Here is an 18,241-nt window from a genome sequence, read left to right as displayed (position 1 = left end):
ACCCCGAGGCACCGTGAGCGGACTTCGGGGCTATAGCCCCGAAGTCCGCTCACGGGGGGTCAGGCCTGGGCGAGCGCCGGCGCCGGCTCGGCGTCGGGGAGCTCGGCCTCCATCTCGCGGATGATCGGCAGCACCTTCTCGCCGAACTGCTCGATCTCCTCCTTGACGTGCAGGAAGCACAGCAGGGAGAGGTCGACGCCGAGCTTCTTGTACTCGACGAGGCGCTCGGCGACCTGCTCGGCGGTGCCGATCAGCTGGGTCTTGAAGCCGTCGTTGTACTGGACGAGGTCCTCGAACGAGGAGTCCGCCCACATGCCCTTCTTGTCCGACGCCGATGCGCCGGCCTGCTGCACCGCCTGCCGGAACCCCTCGACCTGCTCGACGTTCGCCTTGTCGACGATCTCGCGCAGGGTGTCCCGGGCCTCCTTCTCGGTGTCGCGGACGATCATGAAGCCGTTGAGCCCGAACTTCACGGAGCGGTCGTGCTCGGCCGCGGTCGCGTTGATGACGTCGAGCTGCTCGGTGACGCCGTCGAAGTCCTTGCCGTTGGAGAAGTAGAAGTCCGACACGCGACCGGCCATCTTCTGCGCGGCCGTCGAGTTGCCGCCCTGGAAGATCTCCGGGTGCGGGCGCTCCGGGGTGTTCAGGGGCTTGGGCTTCAGCGAGTAGTCGTGGAAGCGGTAGAAGTCGCCCTTGAACTCGAAGTGGTCCTGCTCCCAGATGCCCTTGAGGCAGGAGATGAACTCCTCGGTGCGCCGGTAGCGCTCGTCGTGCTCGAGCCACGGCTCGCCGAACGCGGTGAACTCGCCCTTGAACCAGCCCGAGACGACGTTGGTCGCGAAGCGCCCGTTCGTCAGGTGGTCGGCGGTGGCACCGAAGTTGGCGAACACCCCGGGATGCCACATTCCCGGGTGCACCGCGGCCATGACCTTGAGGCGCTCGGTGGCCATCATGATCGCCAGGGACAGCGACGTGGACTCGTGCTGGTACTCGGCGGAGTAGCTCGCCATGTACCGGACCTGCGAGAGCGCGTACTCGAAACCGTTGTTCTCGGCGGCGATCGCGGTGTCGCGGTTGTAGTCCCAGTTCCAGTCGGTGCGCTGCTCGATGCCGCTGGTGACCAGCCCGCCCGAGACGTTGGGGACCCAGTAGGCGAACTTGAGCGGCTGGGTGGGGATGCCGACGGACACGGCTGTGTGCCTCCTCGAAGAGGGGTGGGGCGCGGGAGGACCGCGCGGGAGATCGGGGGAGGAAGGGAGCTCAGCGACAGAGCGTGGTCGCGAGCTTCCCGTGGTCGACGTGCCGACGGCGCGTCAGTGGTGTCCAACCCATCGCGCCCGACGCTTCCGGTACCGCGAGAACCTGTCAACCGGAGCCGGGTGCCGGTCACACCCCGGTGACGCGATCGGGCCGCTCTCAGGACCGGTCGGGGCGGCGCCACACGTCGCGGGAGTGCAGGAGCTCGATCTGCTTCTCGGTCACCTCACGGCGGTACTCCGCGTGGTCGTAGGGCGCGCGGTCGAGGTAGAGGTTCTTCGGGTAGATCGGGTCCCGGTAGATCGCCCGGTACTGCTCGGTCGTGAGGTCCTTGAGCCAGTTGCCGAACTGGGCGCGGGCCCGGAAGTCCCGCAGCGCCCCGATGTCGACGGTGCCGGCCAGGTAGGTGGAGTGGCCCGCGTACCCGACCTCACCCACCACGGAGCCGCGGTAGTCGCAGATCATGCTCGGTGAGCCGAAGGTGTCGATCGGGACGTCGGAGTCCGTGTACAGGTAGTACGTGCCCACCTGGTTGGCGACGACGTACATGTTGTTGTCCAGCGCCCGCGCCCTGTTCTGGATCTCGTAGAAACCGTTGCCGGCGTGCGGGTGCGGGTAGGGCCCGCGGTAGGCCACCTCGCAGCCGTTCATCGCCAGCCCGCGTGCGTTCTCCGGGTAGGACGCCTCGTTGGCCATCATGATCCCGAGGCGCCCGATCTCGGTGTCGGCGACCGGGTAGAAGGCGTCGAGCCCGTCGCCGTAGAGCTCCACCCACCGGTCCCACACGTTGTGCGGGGTGACCGAGTGCTCGACGGGCTGCAGCGGCGTGACCTTGTGGTGGACGAGCACGATCTCCTGCTGCGGGGAGATCGCGAACCCGACGTTGAAGAACCGGCCGGGGAACTCGGGGTGTCGCGCCTTGGCGGTCGCCATCACGTAGGCGTCGTAGGTGGCCGCCATCCGACCGAGCGCTTCGGTCTCGGGGCCGGGGATGTCGATCGCGCACTCGCGCGCGAACCACTCGTGGTCGTGATCGAGCACCTCGTCGTTGAAGCCCTGCAGCGCGCCTTCCGGGATGGTGATCAGGCGGACCGGCAGCGCCATCGCCGAGAGCCAGGACGCCGCCTTCGCCAGGTGCTCGAGGTGCTCGAGGTTGTGCTTGATCTCGTCCCGGTACCGGATCCCGCGCATCGTCGGGATCAGGCCGACCACCTGGTAAGGCTCGATCACGCCACCGAGTACCTCACAGGCCGAACAGCACCCGCAACGGTGTGACCGCGAAGTAGAGGACGAACGCGACGGCGACGACCCACATCAGCGGGTGGATCTCGCGGACGCGGCCGGTCGCGGTGCGCAGCAGCACCCAGCTGATGAACCCTGCGCCGATGCCGTTGGCGATCGAGTAGGTGAACGGCATGACGACGATCGTCAGGAACACCGGCAGCGCCACCGAGAAGTCCGACCACTCGACGTCGCGGACACCGCCGATCATCAGGGCGCCGACGATGACGAGCGCGGGCGCGGCCGCCTCGACCGGGACGACCTCGTAGAGCGGGGTGAAGAACATCGCGGCCAGGAAGAGCAGGCCGGTGACGACGTTGGCGAGCCCGGTGCGGGCCCCCTCGGCGACGCCCGACGCGGACTCCACGAACACCGTGTTGGAGCTCGCCGACGCGGCACCGCCGGCGACGGCGCCGGCACCCTCGACGACGAGCGCGCGGCCGATGTTCGGCAGCTGGCCGCGGTCGTCGAGCAGCCCGGCCTGGCGGCCGAGCCCGGTCATGGTGCCCATCGCGTCGAAGAAGTTGGCGAGCACGAGCGTGAAGACCAGCAGCGTGACCGCCAGCGCGGGCAGCCGGGCGAACGCGCCGAGCGAGACGTCGCCGACGAGCGAGAGGTCGGGCAGCGAGACGATCGACTCGGGCAGCCCGGGGTAGCCGAGGTTCCAGCCCTTCGGGTTCGTGCCGTTGGACGGGCCGACGGCGACGATCGCCTCGACGATGATCGCGAGCACGGTCGTGGCGAGCACCCCGATGAGGATCCCGGCGCGTACTCCCCGGGCGACCAGCACGCCGGTGAGCAGCAGCCCGACGCAGAACACCGCGGTCGGCCAGGAGGCGATCGAGCCCTCGATGCCGAGCCCGACGGGCACGGTCGTGTTCGCGGCGTCCGGCAGGCGGCGCACGAACCCGGCGTCGACGAACCCGATGAAGGCGATGAACGCGCCGATCCCCGCCGCGATCGCGATCTTGAGCGGGTCGGGGATGGCGTTGAACACCGCCGTGCGGAATCCGGTGAGCCCGAGGATCACGATGATCACACCGTTGACCACGACGAGGCCCATCGCCTCGGGCCAGGTGACCTGCGGGGCGATCGTCACCGCGACCAGGGTGTTGATGCCCAGGCCGGTGGCCATCGCGAACGGGAAGTTGGTGACGAGTCCGAAGACGATCGTCATGACGCCCGCGACCAGCGCCGTCACCGCGGCGACCTGCGGCACCGAGAGCGTCATGCCGAGCACGTCGCGCTTCGCCGACGGGCTCGAGGGATCGAGGCTGCCGAGGATCAGCGGGTTGAGGACGACGATGTAGGCCATCGTCACGAAGGTGACGAGCCCACCGCGGACCTCCTGGGTGACGGAGGTCCCGCGCTCGTTCAGGCGGAAGTAGCGCTGCAGCACGGCGGGCAGGCTAGCCGGAGCACACCTCCTTCATGTGCGTGATCTTCACAGCGATCGAGCTCTGAACATCCCTCACGTAGGGTTCTGCGGGTGAACCGGTTCGACCTGCACGCCGAGCCGCCGCCCCTGCCGCGGCGGCTGACCGACCCCGTGCCCGTGATCCTCGCGGGCTCGGCGGTCTGGGCGGCGGTCGCCGTGGTGCTCGGCGTCCTCGCCGCGACGGGCGTGCGGCCCCTCGACGTGTGGTTCGCGGCGACGCTCGTCGGCGTGGGTCTCGGCGCGGTGGGGCTCGCCGTGCTCGCCCTGCAGCGCCGCGCCCTGCGCCGCGGCGTCAGGGGCGCCCAGAAGCTGTAGCGGGGCCCGGCGACCGGGTGGTGCGCCGGTACTCGCTCGGGCTGACGCCCCGGGTCCGCTTGAACGCCGTGCTGAACCCGAACGCGTCCGAGTAGCCGACGGCGTGGGCGACCTCGGTGAGCGTCGCCGACTCCTGCTCGACCAGCCGGTCGGCGGCGAGCGTCATGCGCCAGCGGGTGAGGTAGGTCAGGGGCGGCTCGCCGACGAGGTCGACGAAGCGCTTCGCGAGCGTGGCCCGCGAGACGCCGGCGCGCCCGGCCAGCGAGGAGACCGTCCAGGCCGCCGCGGGCTCGGCGTGCAGCAGGCGCAGCGCGTCGCCGACGACCGGGTCGCGCTGGGCGGCGTACCAGGCCGGGGGCTCGCCGCCGGGCCGGTCGAACCACGTGCGGATCGAGCACACGAGCAGCCAGTCGAGGAGCCGGTCGAGCACCACCTGCTGCCCGGGGGTGTCGGTGGCGACCTCGGCGGCGAGGTGCTCCAGCACGGGGTCGCCCCCGCCCCCGGAGTCGACGCGCAGCACGGTCGGCAGGGCGTCGAGCAGCCGCCCACTGATCTCGCCGCGCACCGGGTAGGCGCCGACGACGAGCGTCGTGGCCCCGGCGGCCCCGGCGTCCCCCGGGTCGTGCCACCCGCGCCGGTGCCGCGTCCCGCCCTCCTCGGGCGCCGTGCAGAACTCCCCGCACGCCACCGGCGTCGCCCGCGTGCCGACCTCGTCGACGAAGGTGAACGTCCCGGGCCCGCGCACGATGACGGTGTCGCCCGGGCGCAGCGACTCCGGTGGGTGGCCCTCCGGCACGACCCAGCCCCCGCCCCCGAGGACGGCGCACAACGTCAGCGGCGCGCCGTCGACGAAGTGCAGGGACCAGGGCGGGGTCAGGGTCGAGCTGCCGAACAGGGAGCCCTGCGCCCGCACCCCGCGGATCATGTCGCCGAACGCGTCCACGCCCCCAGGCTAGACGAACGCACAGGCGATCGCGCGCTTCGCCTATGGCGCCGTCTACCGCTGCGGCGTTGACTCGTCGCCATGACCACGGACACCACCCTCGTCCTCGGCGCCACCGGCAAGACCGGCCGGCGGGTCGCCGCCCGCCTGCGCCTGCGCGGCGTCCCGGTGCGCGCCGCCTCGCGCTCCAGCGGGACCCGCTTCGACTGGTCCGACCCCACCGGGTGGGACGCCGCGCTGCGCGGCGTCAGCGCGGCGTACGTGGTGCCGCCGTCCGTGCCCGGGCCCGTGCACGCGTTCGTCGCGCGGGCGGAGGCCGCCGGCGTGCGGCGCCTGGTCCTGCTCTCCGGGCACGGCGCCGACACGTGGGGCGACTCGGACTTCGGGCGCGACATGCGCTCGGCCGAGGACGCCGTGCGCGGCTCGGCGCTGGAGTGGACCGTGCTGCGGCCGGCCAACTTCGCGCAGAACTTCGACGAGGAGCTCTGGCACGCCCCGCTGCTCGCCGGCGAGCTGGCGCTCCCGGCCGGCCCGGTCGGCGAGCCGTTCATCGACCTCGAGGACGTCGCCGACGCCGCGGCCGCGGTGCTCACCGAGCCCGGGCGCCACGCCGGGCGCACCTACGAGCTCACCGGGCCGCGCTCGATCACCTTCGGAGAGGCCGTCGACCTGATCTCCCGGGCCACCGGACGACCCCTGCTCTACCGGCAGATCTCGCCCGCCGAGTACACCGCGGCGCTGGTCGAGCAGGGGGTGGGCGAGGAGGACGCCCACCACGTCGCCGAGATGTTCGTGCTCATGGAGCAGGGCCTCATCGCCGGGACGACCGACGCGCTCGCCGGGCTCCTGGGCCGCGCGCCCCGGACGTTCGAGGACTACGTCCTGCGCACCGCCGTCACGGGGGCGTGGGGACGATGAGCGACGAGCACCTGACCCCCGACGACCTCGCGTTCCTCGCCCGTCCCCTGCTCGGCTTCCTCACCACGGCGGCGGGCCCGACGCCGCCGTCGTCGCGGCCGGTGTGGTTCGAGGCCACCGCGGAGGGGACCGTCCAGCTCTTCACCGGACCGGACACGCTGAAGATCCGACGTCTGCGGCGCGACCCCCGTGCCGCGATCATCGTCGCCGCGCCGGCCGACGAGCGGGAGCGCTGGGTGTCCGTCGCCGGCCGCGCGACGATCGAGACCGACGGGGCGCACGACCTCGCCGCCCGCCTCGCCGCGCGCTACTGGGACCTCGACGACCCCGTCCGGGCCGCCGACCTCGCCGGCATCCTCGCCGAGGACCAGGTCCGCGTCGTCCTGCACCCCGAGGAGGTCCGCCGCGTCACGTTCTGACGCCTCACCTCCCCGTCACACCGGGGCGTGCGCCCGGAAGGCGTCCACGTGGTCGCGCGCCCATTCCGCGAACGTGCGGGGCGGGCGTCCCGTCACCTCCCGCACGGTGTCCACCGGGATCGAGCCGACCGGCGGCGGGTCGTTCTCCAGGGCGATCGTGAACTCGACCGCCTCGGGCGGCAGGCCCGCGACGGCGAGGTCGGCGCGCGCCTGGTCCTCCGAGAGCCGGGTGAGCGTCACGGGCCGCCCGAGCGCCTCCGACACGGCCGCGAGCTTCTGCTCGAGCGTCACCGCCTCGCCGCCCGTGAGCATGTACCGGCGGCCGGTGGGCGCCGCGCCGGTGAGCACCGCGAGCGCGACCGCGGCGATGTCCGCCTCGTGCACCGCGGCGCTGGTGCGCCCGCCGTCGTAGACCCGGACCTCGCCGCCGGCGCGGATCGCCTCGGCGTGGTCGAGGGTGTTGGCCATGAACTCGACGGGGCTGAGCAGCGCCCACGGGACGCCGGCCGCGTCGAGGGCCGGCTCGAGCGTGCTGGTGTCCCAGCCGCCGAGGACGCTCACCCGGCCCACGCCCGCGGTGCGCAGCGCCGCCACGATCTCCGGGCCGTTCTCCAGCGCCTCGTAGCCGTCGCCGCCGAAGGTGATCAGGTGCGCGGCCTCGACGCCGTCGAGCACGCGCGCGAGGCCCGCGGCATCCGTGATGTCGCCGCGGACGACCTCGGCGCCGGCCGGGAGCGCGGCACGCTCCGGATCACGGCTGAGCGCCCGCACCCCGTGCCCCGCCGCGAGCAACTGGGTCACCAGGGAACGCCCCACCGTGCCGCTCGCGCCCGTCACCAGGATCGTCATCTCGCTCCTCCTCGTCGCCGTGCTGACGAGATCGATCCTCGCGAGAGAGGCGGACAGCTCCGGTCCGCGATGGTCCTCTAGGACGACAGGGCGGCGATCAGCCCGCGCACCGGGTCGTCGGCGTGCACGACGCCGGCGTCGTCGACCCACGCGCTCGGGGTGTACTCGACGGGGGCGCCGCCGCGGTCGTCGTCGACGACGAGGACGCGCAGGCGGTCGTGGAGCACCAGCGCGCCCTCGGGCAGCGGGCGGCCCAGCGCCGCCGCCCAGGCGACGGCCGCCGGCATCTGCTCCCACGGCACGGCGCGGCCGCCCTCGCGCACCGTCACGCGCACCCGCTCGGAGGCCGGCGCGAGGTCGAGCAGGTCGGCGAGCACCGCCGGGTCGCCCGTGCCGGGCAGCACGAGCGCCGCGGGCGGGAGCACCGCGACGAGCTGGGCGCGGTCGAGGACGGCGGGCGGCACGGCGCGTCCCGGAGCGGCGTCCCGGACACCGCCGTCGGCGGTGCGGACACGGTCCGGCGGATCCACGTCGGCGACGACGACCCGGCCGGCGGCGACGGCCTCGGCCAGCGCGGCGTGCGCGGTGGCCGCGCGCGCCGGGGGCACGGTGCGGGCGGGGTCGGCGAGGCGGGCGAGCAGGTCGGCCGCGTCCTCGGCGCACCGCACCCGGGCCTCGGTGCGCACCCCGACGGCGGCGAGGAACGCCGGGTCCAGGCGCGCCGCGACGTCGTCGGGCACCGGGTCGTAGAGGCCCTCCACCGCGGTCGCCCCGGGCAGGCGCCAGGCCGTCGGCGGCTGCCCGGCCAGGCGCCCGTGCCGCCCCAGCCACCACGCCGTGTACGGCCAGGGCCGGGTGTCTCCGGCGGACTCGACGGGGCGGGCACCGCCGAGGGCCTCGCGGACCTCGCGGTCGGCGGCGAGCACCGGCCACGCGTCGTCCCAGCGGTCGTCGGCGACGAGCTCGAGGTCCCGGACGGCGACCAGCGGTCCCGGGTCCGGGCCGTCGCGCCCGTGGTCGGCGGCGGGGTCGACCTCCTCGGCCCACCACGTCTCCTCGTCGTCGAGGTCGTGGTCGGGGCCCGCGGGGGCGTCATCGCGCAGGACGGCGAACCCGTCGAGCACGCCGACCGCGATCAGCGCGTGGTGCGGGTGCCCGCCCGCGACCGTCGGGTCGAGCACCCCGAGCGGGCCGTCCGGGTCGACCAGCCCGCGCAGCAGGCCCTCGGGCAGGAGGAGCTCGTCGGCGCGGCGGTACCCGCCCGCGGTGTCGCGCAGTGCCAGGGCACCGAGGTCCCGGTCGGCGTGGCCGTCGGCCACGAGGTCGAGCACCAGCGCGGCGAGCGCGTCGAGCCGGGCCCGCCCGTCGGCGTCGGGGCCCTCCTCCGCGTCGTCCACGGAGCGGTCGACCGCCTCGCGAAGCGCCGGGTCGGCGAGCAGCGCGGGGCCCTCGAGGGGTCGCGCGCCGAGGGCCACGAGCAGCTCACGGGCCGCCGGGTCGTCGTCGAGGCCCGGCGCGGCCACGCGCAGCCCGGGGATCGCGGCCGCGGCGAGGCGGGCGGCGAGCGCCTCGTCGCCCCCGGTCAGCAGAACGCCGCGCGCGCCGGCGACCACCCGGCCGTCGGCCAGCGGCACCGGCAGGCCCGCGAGCTCCGCGCGCGTCCCGGGCGCGGTGAGCCCGGGCAGGGCGGCGAGGCCCGCGAGGACGTCGCGCCACCACGACACCGGCCGGTCCAGCCCGGTGAGCGCGTCGACCAGCGCCGCCGGGCCCACGCGGGCGACGCCGACCGCGGCCAGGGCGGCGGCGTGCCGCGGCGCGGCGAGGCGGGCGTCGACGAGCCCCGGCAGGACGGTCGCGAGCCGCTCCGCGAGCGCGGCGAGGACCTCCGGCGGGCCCGCGGGGTCGAGGTCGAGCACCTGCGCGCCGGCGGGCGGGAGGTCCTCGGCGCCGGACGCGGGCGGCAGCCACGGCGCGGTCCGCAGCGCGCCGACCACCGCGTCGCGCAGGGTCGCGTCGACCGCCGAGGCGGGCAGCGCGGGCGCGGGGACGAGGGCGGGACGCTCCTCGGCGGGCCGGGCGCGCACGAGATCGGGGTACCGCGCGGCGGCCGCGGCGAGGACGTGCTCGGTGACCGCACCGTCGCGCACGTGGCGGCGGTCGGGGTCGAGCGGCACGGTGGCCAGCAGCCGGGCCGGCAGCGTGGTCCGCTCGTCGGTGGGAGTCGGCGCGTGCAGGACGTCCGGACGCTCGGGCCCGGCGAGCGCCCCGTCCCCGGGCAGGGCCCACGTGGCCCGCCAGACCGTGCGGGCGCGGTCCTCGACGGCGAGGCCGGCGAGCAGCGCGGACGGCACGTCGCCCTCGGCGCGCACGACGTACCACCGGCGGTCGCCGACGCGGACCGTGTCGGCGTCCCCGATGTCACCCGTGCGTCGCACGATCCCGTCGGGCAGATCGACCGCCGCCAGCGCGGGCAGGGCGAGCAGGAGGTCGGGCGCCTGCGCCGCCGCGAGGGCGACCAGGTCGTCGGCGTCGAGACCCGCACGCAGCGGCAGCCGGACCTCCGTGTCGGCTCCCGGCGGGAGCTCCGCCTCGCCGGGTCCGGTGGGCCACACCAGCCGCAGGGCCGGCGCCGCGCCGTCGCGCCGCGCCAGCTCGTCGGCGAGGCCCGGCGCTCCGGCGTCGGCGACGGCGCGTGCCGTGCGGGCGCGGTCGAAGACGACGCCGCCGGTCCTGGTGACGACCCGGGGCGCGTCGCTGATCGCCGTCACCGCCGCGAAGCCGACGCCGAAGCGCCCGACGCCTCCGGACCCGCGCTTGGCCGACGCGCGCAGCGAGGCCAGACCCGCGACGCCGTCGGCGTCGAGCGGCGCGCCCGCGTTCGCGACGTGCAGGACGCTGCCGTCCGCCCGCACCCGCAGCGTCGTGGTGATCCCGGCGCGCTCCGCCGCGTCGGCGGCGTTCTGCGCGAGCTCGACGAACCACCGGTCGCGATAGCCCCCGCGCAGGAGGTCCTCTTCCGCGTTGGCGTCCTCGCGGAAGCGCGCCGGGGAGGCGGTCCAGGCGTCGAGCACCGCGCGCCGCAACGAGGCGGTGTCGAACGGGTCGCCGGAGCCCAGGGCGGCCGTGTCCCCGGTCGGCATCGTCTCAGCTGCGTCCGGCGAGCTCGGAGTCCATCTCGACGCCGTCGTCGTAGACGAGGTCCGCGACCGCGATGATCGAGCCGCTGTCGACCTGCAGCTCGGAGTGCCCGCCGCAGCCGTACTCGGCGTGCACCACCCGGCCGTCGGCCGGGACGTTGCCGTTGCCGCACACCCCGAACGCGGCGCGCAGCGAGCCGGCGACGGGCAGGTAGAACCCACAGGTCCCGCAGTGCGCCGACGCCGCGCGGGCCATGTCGGCCCCCGGCCCGAAGTCGCCGTCGGCCCAGCGCACCGCCGCGTCCAGGCGTCCCTCGCGGCTCATCACGCGCGGGCGGCCCATGCCGAGCTCGTCGCCGACCTCGCGGACCCCGGGCCCGGGCACGACCTCGTCGGAGGGGAGGTCCTCGTCGTCGGCGTCGAGCACCGCGTGGGCGGGGACGAGGCGCTCGTCGTCCTCCTCCACCGGCAGCAGGTCGCCGGGGCCGAGGTCCTCGGCGCGCACCCGCTCGTTCCACGGCACCCAGCTCGGCGCGACCACGGACTCCGGCCCGGGCAGCAGGACGACCTCGCTGACGTTCACGTCGCCCTCGGGGCCGGCGACGGTGACGGCCCAGTACCAGCCGCGGTAGCCGGGCTTGTCGGCCGCGAAGTAGTGGGTCGCGGCGTCGGGGACGTCCTCGCCCCGCACCGCGACGACCTCGCCGACCTGCGCGGCGTCGCCGTCGGCGGTCTCGACGGCCGCGACGCGCGCGAGATCCCCCGCGGCGGCCAGGTGGGCGGCCACGGGTGTCTCCGACGGATCGGCGGTGTCGTGGGTGTCGTGCATGTCGGCGGCGGACGTCGGGTCGGCGAGCTCGGGGACCACGTCGTCGATTGTGCCCGTCACCCGGCGGTGCGCGAGAGGCGGGCGACGATGTCGGGGGTTCCGCCGCCCGGCGGGCAGGGACCGCTGAGCCGGTAGGTCAGGGTGTCGGCGCGGTGGGTGAGGGGCGCGGTGCCCGACGACACGCACGCGCCGCCGTCGTCCCGGCGTCCACCCGGCCCCCCGTCCCGCCACGCCCGGTCGTCCCGCGGTCACCGAGGGTGTCCCGGTCGGCGGCCTGGTCGGTCATCATGGACCCGTGACCGGACCGTTCCGGCGCCCGCCCGGCGACGACCCGCGCCACCGGCCGACGCCCACCCCGCCGCCGGGGTCCGGGCACCACCCGTACGGTCCCCCGCCGCCGCGACGGCCCGGGCGGCTGCCCCCCACGGCCCGCCAGACCCGCCCGTACCCCGAGGAGCCCGGCACAGGTCCGGATCCCCGCGACACCCCTGCCGGGCCGCCCGACGGCGGGCCTCCCGACGACGACCCCGGTCCCCGCAAGATCACGGTCACGCGGGTCGCGGCCTGGCGTGCCCGGCGCCTGACCCAGCGGGGCGCGCAGGCCTTCCACCGCGCCGCGTCCGCCGACGGCGCCGACCGCTCCGGGCTCACCGCCCTGACCTACGCCTGGATGGCGAACTACGCCTCCGACGCGACGCTCGCCGTGGCGCTGGCCAACACCCTCTTCTTCTCCGCGGCCAGCGCCGAGAGCAAGAGCAAGGTCGCGCTCTACCTGCTCATCACCGTCGCCCCGTTCGCGCTCGTCGCCCCGGTCATCGGTCCCGCGCTCGACCGGCTCCAGCAGGGCCGCCGCGCGGCGATGGCGGCCTCGACGGCCGGCCAGGGCGTGCTCGCCGTCGTGCTCGCGCTGTGGATGGACACCTGGGTGCTCTATCCGGCGGCACTCGGGATCATGGTGCTGTCGAAGTCGTTCGGCGTGCTCAAGGCCGCCGTGACACCCCGCGTGCTCCCGCCCGGCATCACGCTCGTGACCACCAACTCCCGGCTCACGGTCTTCGGGCTGATCGCCTCCGGGGTCGCCGGAGGGATCGCGGCCGGGATCGCCTGGCTGTTCGGGTCGCCCGGCGCCGCGTGGCTCACTGCGGCGATCTGCCTGGCGGCCGTGTGGCTCTGCCTGCGAATCCCGGCGTGGGTGGAGGTCACCGAGGGCGAGGTCCCGACGACGCTGCTGCCGATCCCCGGGCGGGAGCCCGCCCGGCGTGCGCGGATGGGCCGCGACGTCGTCACCGCCCTCTGGGCGAACGGCACGATCCGCAGCCTCACCGGCTTCCTCATGCTGTTCTCGGCGTTCGTGGTCAAGAACGAGACCCAGGGCGCGCCGGGCGACCAGCTGATCCTGCTCGGCGTGGTCGGCGCCGCCGCCGGGGCGGGCGGGTTCCTCGGCAACTTCGTCGGGGCCCGACAACGCTTCGACCGGCCACGGGTCCTGATCGTCGTGAGCCTCGTGCTCGCCCTCGCGGCCGTCGTCGCCGCCGCCTGGGTCACCGGGCTCACCACCGCCGCCGTCGCCGCGCTCGTGGCCGCGACGACGAGCGCGCTGCTCAAGGTGTGCCTCGACGCCGTCGTCCAGCGCGACGTCCCCGAGGCGAGCCGCGCGTCGGCGTTCGGCCGGTCCGAGACGATCCTGCAGTTGTCGTGGGTGTTCGGCGGCGCGCTCGGCGTGCTGCTGCCGCCGACGTGGTGGATCGGGTTCACCGTGATCGCCGTCGTGGTGGGCCTCGGTACGGTGCAGACCGTGCTGATCAGCCGGGGTTCGTCGATGCTGCCGCGGAGACGGAGCGCAGGCGGGGTCGACCCCGAGAACGGGGTGCGGCGGTGAGGGCGCTCTCCCGTCGCACCCAGGTGCTGATCGGGCTGGCAGCGCTGGTCGTCGTCGCGGTCGTCGTCGTCCTCGTCGTGCGCGCCACCGCCGGGCCGTCGTCCCCCGGCGACGTCGTCTTCGGCGCGGGCGGGGCGCGCGTCGAGGTCGGCGCCAGCCAGTTCTGCGACGTGCAGGTCACCGACTGCGGGTCCGACCCCGAGGCCTCCGGTGTCCTGCGGGTCCCGCCGAACACCCCGCTGTCCGTCACCGTCCCCGAGGAGGTCGCGAGCACGCCGTGGCAGCTCGCGTTCACCTTCCGTGACGCCGGTGGGGCGGTCCAGCAGGGCCGCAGCGCGGTCTTCGCGCCCGGCACCACCCCGACCTTCACGCTCGTCCTGCCGGCCGCGACGGACCAGCTCGAGAGCGCCGAGGTCCAGCAGTACGGGGCGCGCATCAGCCAGGGCCCGAACGGCCTCGAGTTCGCGACGCGGGCCACGTGGGTACTGAGCGTCGACGACCGATGACATAGCAGGCGGGGCCACCCGGTCCAGTACGACCGATCGAGTGGCCCTCGGCTGTTTCATCCGTCCGGCCCTGTGCCGGTGGGACGATGGTCGAGAGCGTCTGCCTGCACAGGCGGTTCTCGGGGGGAGCACTTCACATGGTCAGGCCCAGCGCTGTCACCGTCCGTCGACGAGCGCCCCGCGTGCTCGCCACGCTGGGCGTCCTTGTCGCCGCCGTCCTGGCGCTCTCGACGGTCACCACGGCCCCGAGCGCCGACGCGGCGACCGTCCTCGGCCAGTTCCGCAACGCCGCCGGACGCTGCCTGGAGAACCTCAACAACGCGACGACGGCGAACAACAAGATCCAGATCAACGCCTGCGGGACCGCGACCAACCAGGCGCAGCAGTTCAGCCGCTGGACCGCCGACGAGTCGATCAAGACGCCGGCCGGGCGGTGCCTCGGCACCCTCAACAACGCGACCGCGGCCGGCACCTCGGTGGTGCTCCAGGCGTGCAACCCGGCCCTGCAGACCCAGCACTGGGTCGTGCGCACCGACGGGCTGGTGGTCAACCGGCAGGCCGTGCGCTGCCTCGCTCCGCTGAACAACTCGGCGACGAGCGGCACCCGCATGGTGATCGCGGCCTGCACCACCTCGACCGCGATGCGCTGGAGCGTGCCGGCGGCCTCGACGCCGACCACCCCGCCCACGACCACCACCACGCGCCCGACCACGACCACCACCGTCCCGCCGACGACCACCACCACCGTCCCGCCGACGACGACCACGACCACGACGCCGCCCCCGGCCGGGCGCGACCCGATCCGCCAGCCGTTCGCGTCGAGCTCGATCTGGAACATGCCGATCGGCAGCGGCGCGGTGTACCGGCCGGCGAACCTGCCGGCGCTCCCCGGGGGCAGCACCGGGGCCCGCGTGCCGCAGGTCGACGACGAGCCGCTGGTGCTGACGCCCACGGCGCCGCTGACCCCGATCCTGGCGAGCCCCGGCGGGTGGGGCGGCAACCGGTGCGTCACCAACCCGACGACGCTCGCCACCGTCCCGATCCCGGCGAACTACGTCCTGCCCAGCGACAACAAGAACCAGAGCGCCGCGTTCCTCGCCGCCGACGGGCGCACGGTCGTGCAGACCCAGCCCCTGGCCCGGTGCGCGGCGGGCGGCCCGGCGACGAGCTACGTGCGTTTCGCCGACCAGGACATCTACGGCCCTGGCGTCCTCGGCTCGCACGGCGGCTCGGGCATGAGCGCGCTCGGCGGCTCGATCCGGGTCGGCGAGCTCCGGCCGGGCAGCCAGGGTCCGCGCCACGCCCTGAAGGTCAACCTCTACGCCAAGGGCGAGCTCGCCCAGTGCGCGACGCGGGCCGAGTGCTTCCGCTGGCCCGCCGTGAAGTCCGACAGCTACGCGGTCGGCTGGTACGGCGCGAACGGCGGCAACACCAACACCGCGATGCGCATGGGCGCGCTGCTCGCGATCCCGCCGTCGGTGAACATCGCGACCATGGGCCTGACCACCGAGCCCGGGCGACAGATCGCCTGGACGCTGCAGAACTACGGCGCCTACGTCGTCGACGACACCTACGGCCCGTCGTTCGCGCTCAACGCCGAGAACGGACCGGGGGGCAACACCCGCACCCAGTTCCGCAACGACTACGGGCAGGACTTCGAGGTCTACGCCAGCTCGCCGAACGCCTGGAGTCGCGACATCCAGCGCATCCGCCAGGCGCTCCAGGTCGTCGACAACAACGGCCCGTCCTCCGTGGGCGGGGGCGGCACGCCGCGCCAGCCGCTGCTGCCCGAGCTCGTCGAGCCGCTCATCTCGATCCCGCCGACGGTCCCCACCCCGCCGGCGACGACCGAGACCAGCGCTCCCGGGGCCGTCACCTCCACCCCGGCCGTCCCGGCGAACTGACGCCGCCGGACGGAGCAGGGGCGCTGATCCACTCACGACGTATCGCTGGTCAGCGCCTCGACAGCACCTCGACCGTCACCCCTTCGGCCCTTCTCGTGGCGGTTTCGTTACTGAACTCTGTCGCGACCGCTGGATCCTTGGGGGGACCGCATCGTGACGACACCGACACCGACACCGACCTCGTCCGTAGCCGGCCGTCGGCGCGCGAGGCGCTCGCTCGCCGCGTCCGCCGTGCTCGCCGCCGTCCTCGCGGTCCTTTCCGTCGTGGTGGCACCGTCGGCGGCGGCCGACACCGTCCTCGGCCAGTTCCGGAACGCCGCCGACCGGTGTCTCGAGAACGCCGCCAGCGCGACGGCGCCGGGCAGCCGCATCACGGTGAACACCTGCGGCCCGTCCACGGCGACGGCCCAGCAGTTCAGCCGCTGGTCGGACGGGTCGATCCGGACCCCGGCGGGCCTGTGCCTGGACACCGCGGGCGGCGGGTCCGGCAACAACACCGCCGTCGTCCTCGCGAACTGCAGCACCACGGCGACGTCGCAGCGGTGGGCGGTCCGGACCGACGGGACGATCCTCAACCAGAAGGCGAACCGGTGCCTCGCACCGCAGAACAACGGCGCCACGCCCGGCACCGCGGTCGTCATCACCGGGTGCTCGACGGTGGCGGCGCAGCGCTGGACCGTCCCGGCCGTCTCCACCCCCACGACCACCACGACGACCACGCCGCCGCCCACCACGACCACGACACCACCGACGACGACCACCACACCGCCGACCACGACGACACCGCCGACCACGACCACCCCGCCCCCGACCGGCGAGCGTGACCCGCTGCGCCAGCCGTTCGCGTCGACCTCCATCTGGAACATGCCGATCGGCAGCGGCGCCGTCTACGTGCCCGCGAACCTGCCCGCCCTGCCCGGCGGCTCCACGGGCGCGCGGGTCCCCCAGATCGACGACGAGCCGATCGTGCTCACCCCGACCGCACCACTGACCCCGATCCGGGCGAGCTCGGGCGGGTGGGGCGGGGACCGGTGCAAGCTCCAGCAGACGACCCTCGCCACCGTGCCGATCCCGGCGGGCTACGTGCTGCCCAGCAACAACAAGAACGAGAGCGCGTCGTTCCTCGCCGCCGACGGCCGGACGGTGGTCTCGACCCAGCCGCTGGCGCGCTGCGTCGCCGGCGGGCCCGCCTCGAGCTACGTGCGGTACCCCGACCAGGACATCTACGGTCCCGGCATCCAGGGCTCCCACGGCGGCTCGGGCATGAGCGGGCTCGGCGGCTCGATCCGGGTCGGCGAACTGCGCCCCGGCACCACCGAGGGCCCCCGGCACACCCTGAAGATCAACCTGTACGCCCGCGCCGAGCTGGCCCAGTGCGCGACGCGGGCCGAGTGCTTCCGCTGGCCCGCGGTGAAGTCCGACAGCTACGCGGTCGGCTGGTACGGCTCGGTGGGCGGCAACACGAACACCGCGATGCGCATGGGCTCGCTGCTCGCCATCCCGCCGACGGTGGACATCGCGTCGCTGGGCCTGACCACCGAGCCCGGGCGACAGATCGCCTGGACGCTGCAGAACTACGGCGCCTACGTCGTCGACGACACCTACGGCCCGTCGTTCGCGCTCAACGCCGAGAACGGGCCGGGCGGCAACACCCGCACCCAGTTCCGCAACGACTACGGCATGGACTTCGAGGTCTACGCCAGCTCCGCGAACGCCTGGAGCCTCGACCTGCAGCGCCTCCGTCAGGCCCTCGCCGCCGTCGACAACAACTCCCCCACCAGCGTCGGCGGGGGAGGCACGCCGCGCCAGCCGCTGCTGCCCGAGCTGGTGGTGCCGGGCGCGGCCGCGGCGCCGACCTCGGCGACGCCTCCGGCGACCACCGAGTCCAGCGCCCCGATCCCGGTCACCTCGACGCCCGCGGTCCCGGCGAACTGAGGGGCCGGAGGCCCACCACAGGACGCGGCGCCGGCACGCCACAGACCACGCGACGGAGGAGCGTGGTCTGTGGAACCGGCTTGCCGCGACTCCTAACCCTCGAGCTCCCGGGCGACCGCGCGCACGACCTCGGCCAGCTGCTTGGTGTGGCGGCGGTCCGGGTAGCGGCCGCGGCGCAGGTCGGGCTGGACCCGGGCCTCCAGGACCTTGATCATGTCGTCGATCAGGCCGTGGAGCTCGTCGGGCGAGCGGCGGGCGGCCTCGGCCACCGAGGGCGGGGGGTCGACGAGGCGGACCTGCAGCGCCTGCGGCCCGCGCCGGCCCTCGGCGATGCCGAACTCGACGCGCTGCCCGGACTTGAGCGCCTCCACCTCACGCGGGAGCGCCCCCTTGGGCACGTAGACGTCGGCCCCGCCCTCCTGGGTGAGGAAGCCGAAGCCCTTCTCGGCGTCGTACCACTTGACCTTGCCGGTCGGCACCGTCGTCTCCCGTTCTCTGCTCGGACTCCGCTCACGACGACCCTGTCGCTCACGACGAAGAAGCGCCCCGGCGACCGCCGGAGCGCAGACGTCCAGCTTATCCCCGCGCGGCCACCGCGAATCGGCCGAGCGGGCGCCGTCCGAGCGGAGCG

Annotated in this window: 16 protein-coding genes; 7 read left to right on the top strand and 9 right to left on the bottom strand. The window is 74.6% G+C overall.

Annotated elements, in window-relative coordinates:
• Nucleotides 1-59: 59 nt before the first annotated feature.
• The 3 genes from sfnG to PH189_RS25775 all read right to left on the bottom strand — a co-directional run bounded on the left by sfnG (nt 60) and on the right by PH189_RS25775 (nt 3,946).
• Nucleotides 60-1,190 carry a dimethylsulfone monooxygenase SfnG gene (gene sfnG / locus PH189_RS25785; protein WP_274191714.1) on the bottom strand — a complete coding sequence of 377 codons (1,131 nt, stop codon included), beginning with the start codon at nt 1,188-1,190 and terminating at the stop codon, nt 60-62.
• A 226-nt stretch (nt 1,191-1,416) separates the two neighbouring features.
• Nucleotides 1,417-2,487 carry a nitrilase-related carbon-nitrogen hydrolase gene (locus PH189_RS25780; protein WP_274191713.1) on the bottom strand — a complete coding sequence of 357 codons (1,071 nt, stop codon included), beginning with the start codon at nt 2,485-2,487 and terminating at the stop codon, nt 1,417-1,419.
• A 13-nt stretch (nt 2,488-2,500) separates the two neighbouring features.
• Entirely contained in the window at nt 2,501-3,946 is a 1,446-nt protein-coding gene (locus PH189_RS25775; protein WP_274191770.1) for an NCS2 family permease, read from the bottom strand.
• Between the two features lie 81 nt (nt 3,947-4,027).
• Between PH189_RS25775 and PH189_RS25770 the strand changes: the two genes are divergently transcribed.
• A complete protein-coding gene (locus PH189_RS25770; RefSeq protein ID WP_274191712.1) occupies nt 4,028-4,291 on the top strand; it encodes a DUF2530 domain-containing protein in 264 nt (87 codons plus the stop codon).
• On the opposite strand, the gene PH189_RS25765 is transcribed toward PH189_RS25770, so the two are convergent.
• Nucleotides 4,269-5,234: an AraC family transcriptional regulator gene (locus PH189_RS25765; RefSeq protein WP_274191711.1), complete on the bottom strand. Its 966-nt coding sequence runs from the start codon at nt 5,232-5,234 to the stop codon at nt 4,269-4,271. The genes PH189_RS25770 and PH189_RS25765 overlap by 23 nt on opposite strands.
• Before the next feature lie 81 nt (nt 5,235-5,315).
• Here PH189_RS25765 and PH189_RS25760 point away from each other — a divergent pair, with 81 nt between their 5' ends.
• Together PH189_RS25760 and PH189_RS25755 are read left to right on the top strand one after the other, a co-directional pair.
• Nucleotides 5,316-6,152, top strand: coding sequence for an NAD(P)H-binding protein (locus PH189_RS25760; protein ID WP_274191710.1), 837 nt, complete (start codon nt 5,316-5,318; stop codon nt 6,150-6,152).
• Complete coding sequence (locus PH189_RS25755) at nt 6,149-6,571, top strand: pyridoxamine 5'-phosphate oxidase family protein (protein ID WP_274191709.1); 423 nt, start codon at nt 6,149-6,151, stop codon at nt 6,569-6,571. Before PH189_RS25760 ends, PH189_RS25755 begins: the two co-directional genes overlap by 4 nt.
• A gap of 15 nt (nt 6,572-6,586) precedes the next feature.
• On the opposite strand, the gene PH189_RS25750 is transcribed toward PH189_RS25755, so the two are convergent.
• From PH189_RS25750 to PH189_RS25735, 4 genes are all read right to left on the bottom strand, one after another.
• Complete coding sequence (locus PH189_RS25750) at nt 6,587-7,420, bottom strand: NmrA family NAD(P)-binding protein (protein WP_274191708.1); 834 nt, start codon at nt 7,418-7,420, stop codon at nt 6,587-6,589.
• Nucleotides 7,421-7,497: 77 nt separating this feature from the next.
• Entirely contained in the window at nt 7,498-10,560 is a 3,063-nt protein-coding gene (locus PH189_RS25745; protein WP_274191707.1) for a sacsin N-terminal ATP-binding-like domain-containing protein, read from the bottom strand.
• A gap of 4 nt (nt 10,561-10,564) precedes the next feature.
• Nucleotides 10,565-11,386 carry a DUF3027 domain-containing protein gene (locus tag PH189_RS25740; RefSeq protein ID WP_274191769.1) on the bottom strand — a complete coding sequence of 274 codons (822 nt, stop codon included), beginning with the start codon at nt 11,384-11,386 and terminating at the stop codon, nt 10,565-10,567.
• Nucleotides 11,387-11,442: 56 nt separating this feature from the next.
• A complete protein-coding gene (locus PH189_RS25735) occupies nt 11,443-11,568 on the bottom strand; it encodes a hypothetical protein (protein ID WP_274191706.1) in 126 nt (41 codons plus the stop codon).
• A 113-nt stretch (nt 11,569-11,681) separates the two neighbouring features.
• Between PH189_RS25735 and PH189_RS25730 the strand changes: the two genes are divergently transcribed.
• From PH189_RS25730 to PH189_RS25715, 4 genes are all read left to right on the top strand, one after another.
• Entirely contained in the window at nt 11,682-13,265 is a 1,584-nt protein-coding gene (locus PH189_RS25730; RefSeq protein ID WP_274191705.1) for an MFS transporter, read from the top strand.
• Entirely contained in the window at nt 13,262-13,771 is a 510-nt protein-coding gene (locus tag PH189_RS25725; protein ID WP_274191704.1) for a DUF2771 family protein, read from the top strand. The genes PH189_RS25730 and PH189_RS25725 overlap by 4 nt, the downstream gene beginning before the upstream one ends.
• A 182-nt stretch (nt 13,772-13,953) precedes the next feature.
• Entirely contained in the window at nt 13,954-15,675 is a 1,722-nt protein-coding gene (locus PH189_RS25720; RefSeq protein ID WP_274191703.1) for an RICIN domain-containing protein, read from the top strand.
• A gap of 153 nt (nt 15,676-15,828) precedes the next feature.
• Nucleotides 15,829-17,610 carry an RICIN domain-containing protein gene (locus tag PH189_RS25715; RefSeq protein ID WP_274191702.1) on the top strand — a complete coding sequence of 594 codons (1,782 nt, stop codon included), beginning with the start codon at nt 15,829-15,831 and terminating at the stop codon, nt 17,608-17,610.
• A gap of 92 nt (nt 17,611-17,702) precedes the next feature.
• Here PH189_RS25715 and PH189_RS25710 read toward each other — a convergent pair whose 3' ends face one another.
• Entirely contained in the window at nt 17,703-18,089 is a 387-nt protein-coding gene (locus tag PH189_RS25710) for a cold-shock protein (RefSeq protein ID WP_274191701.1), read from the bottom strand.
• Between the last annotated feature and the right edge of the window lie 152 nt (nt 18,090-18,241).

It is taken from the genome of Actinomycetospora chibensis, from assembly GCF_028737215.1.
Taxonomy (GTDB): domain Bacteria; phylum Actinomycetota; class Actinomycetes; order Mycobacteriales; family Pseudonocardiaceae; genus Actinomycetospora; species Actinomycetospora chibensis.
The sequence above is the reverse complement of the archived record's forward strand: the minus strand, read 5'-3'. Positions and strand labels throughout refer to the sequence as shown.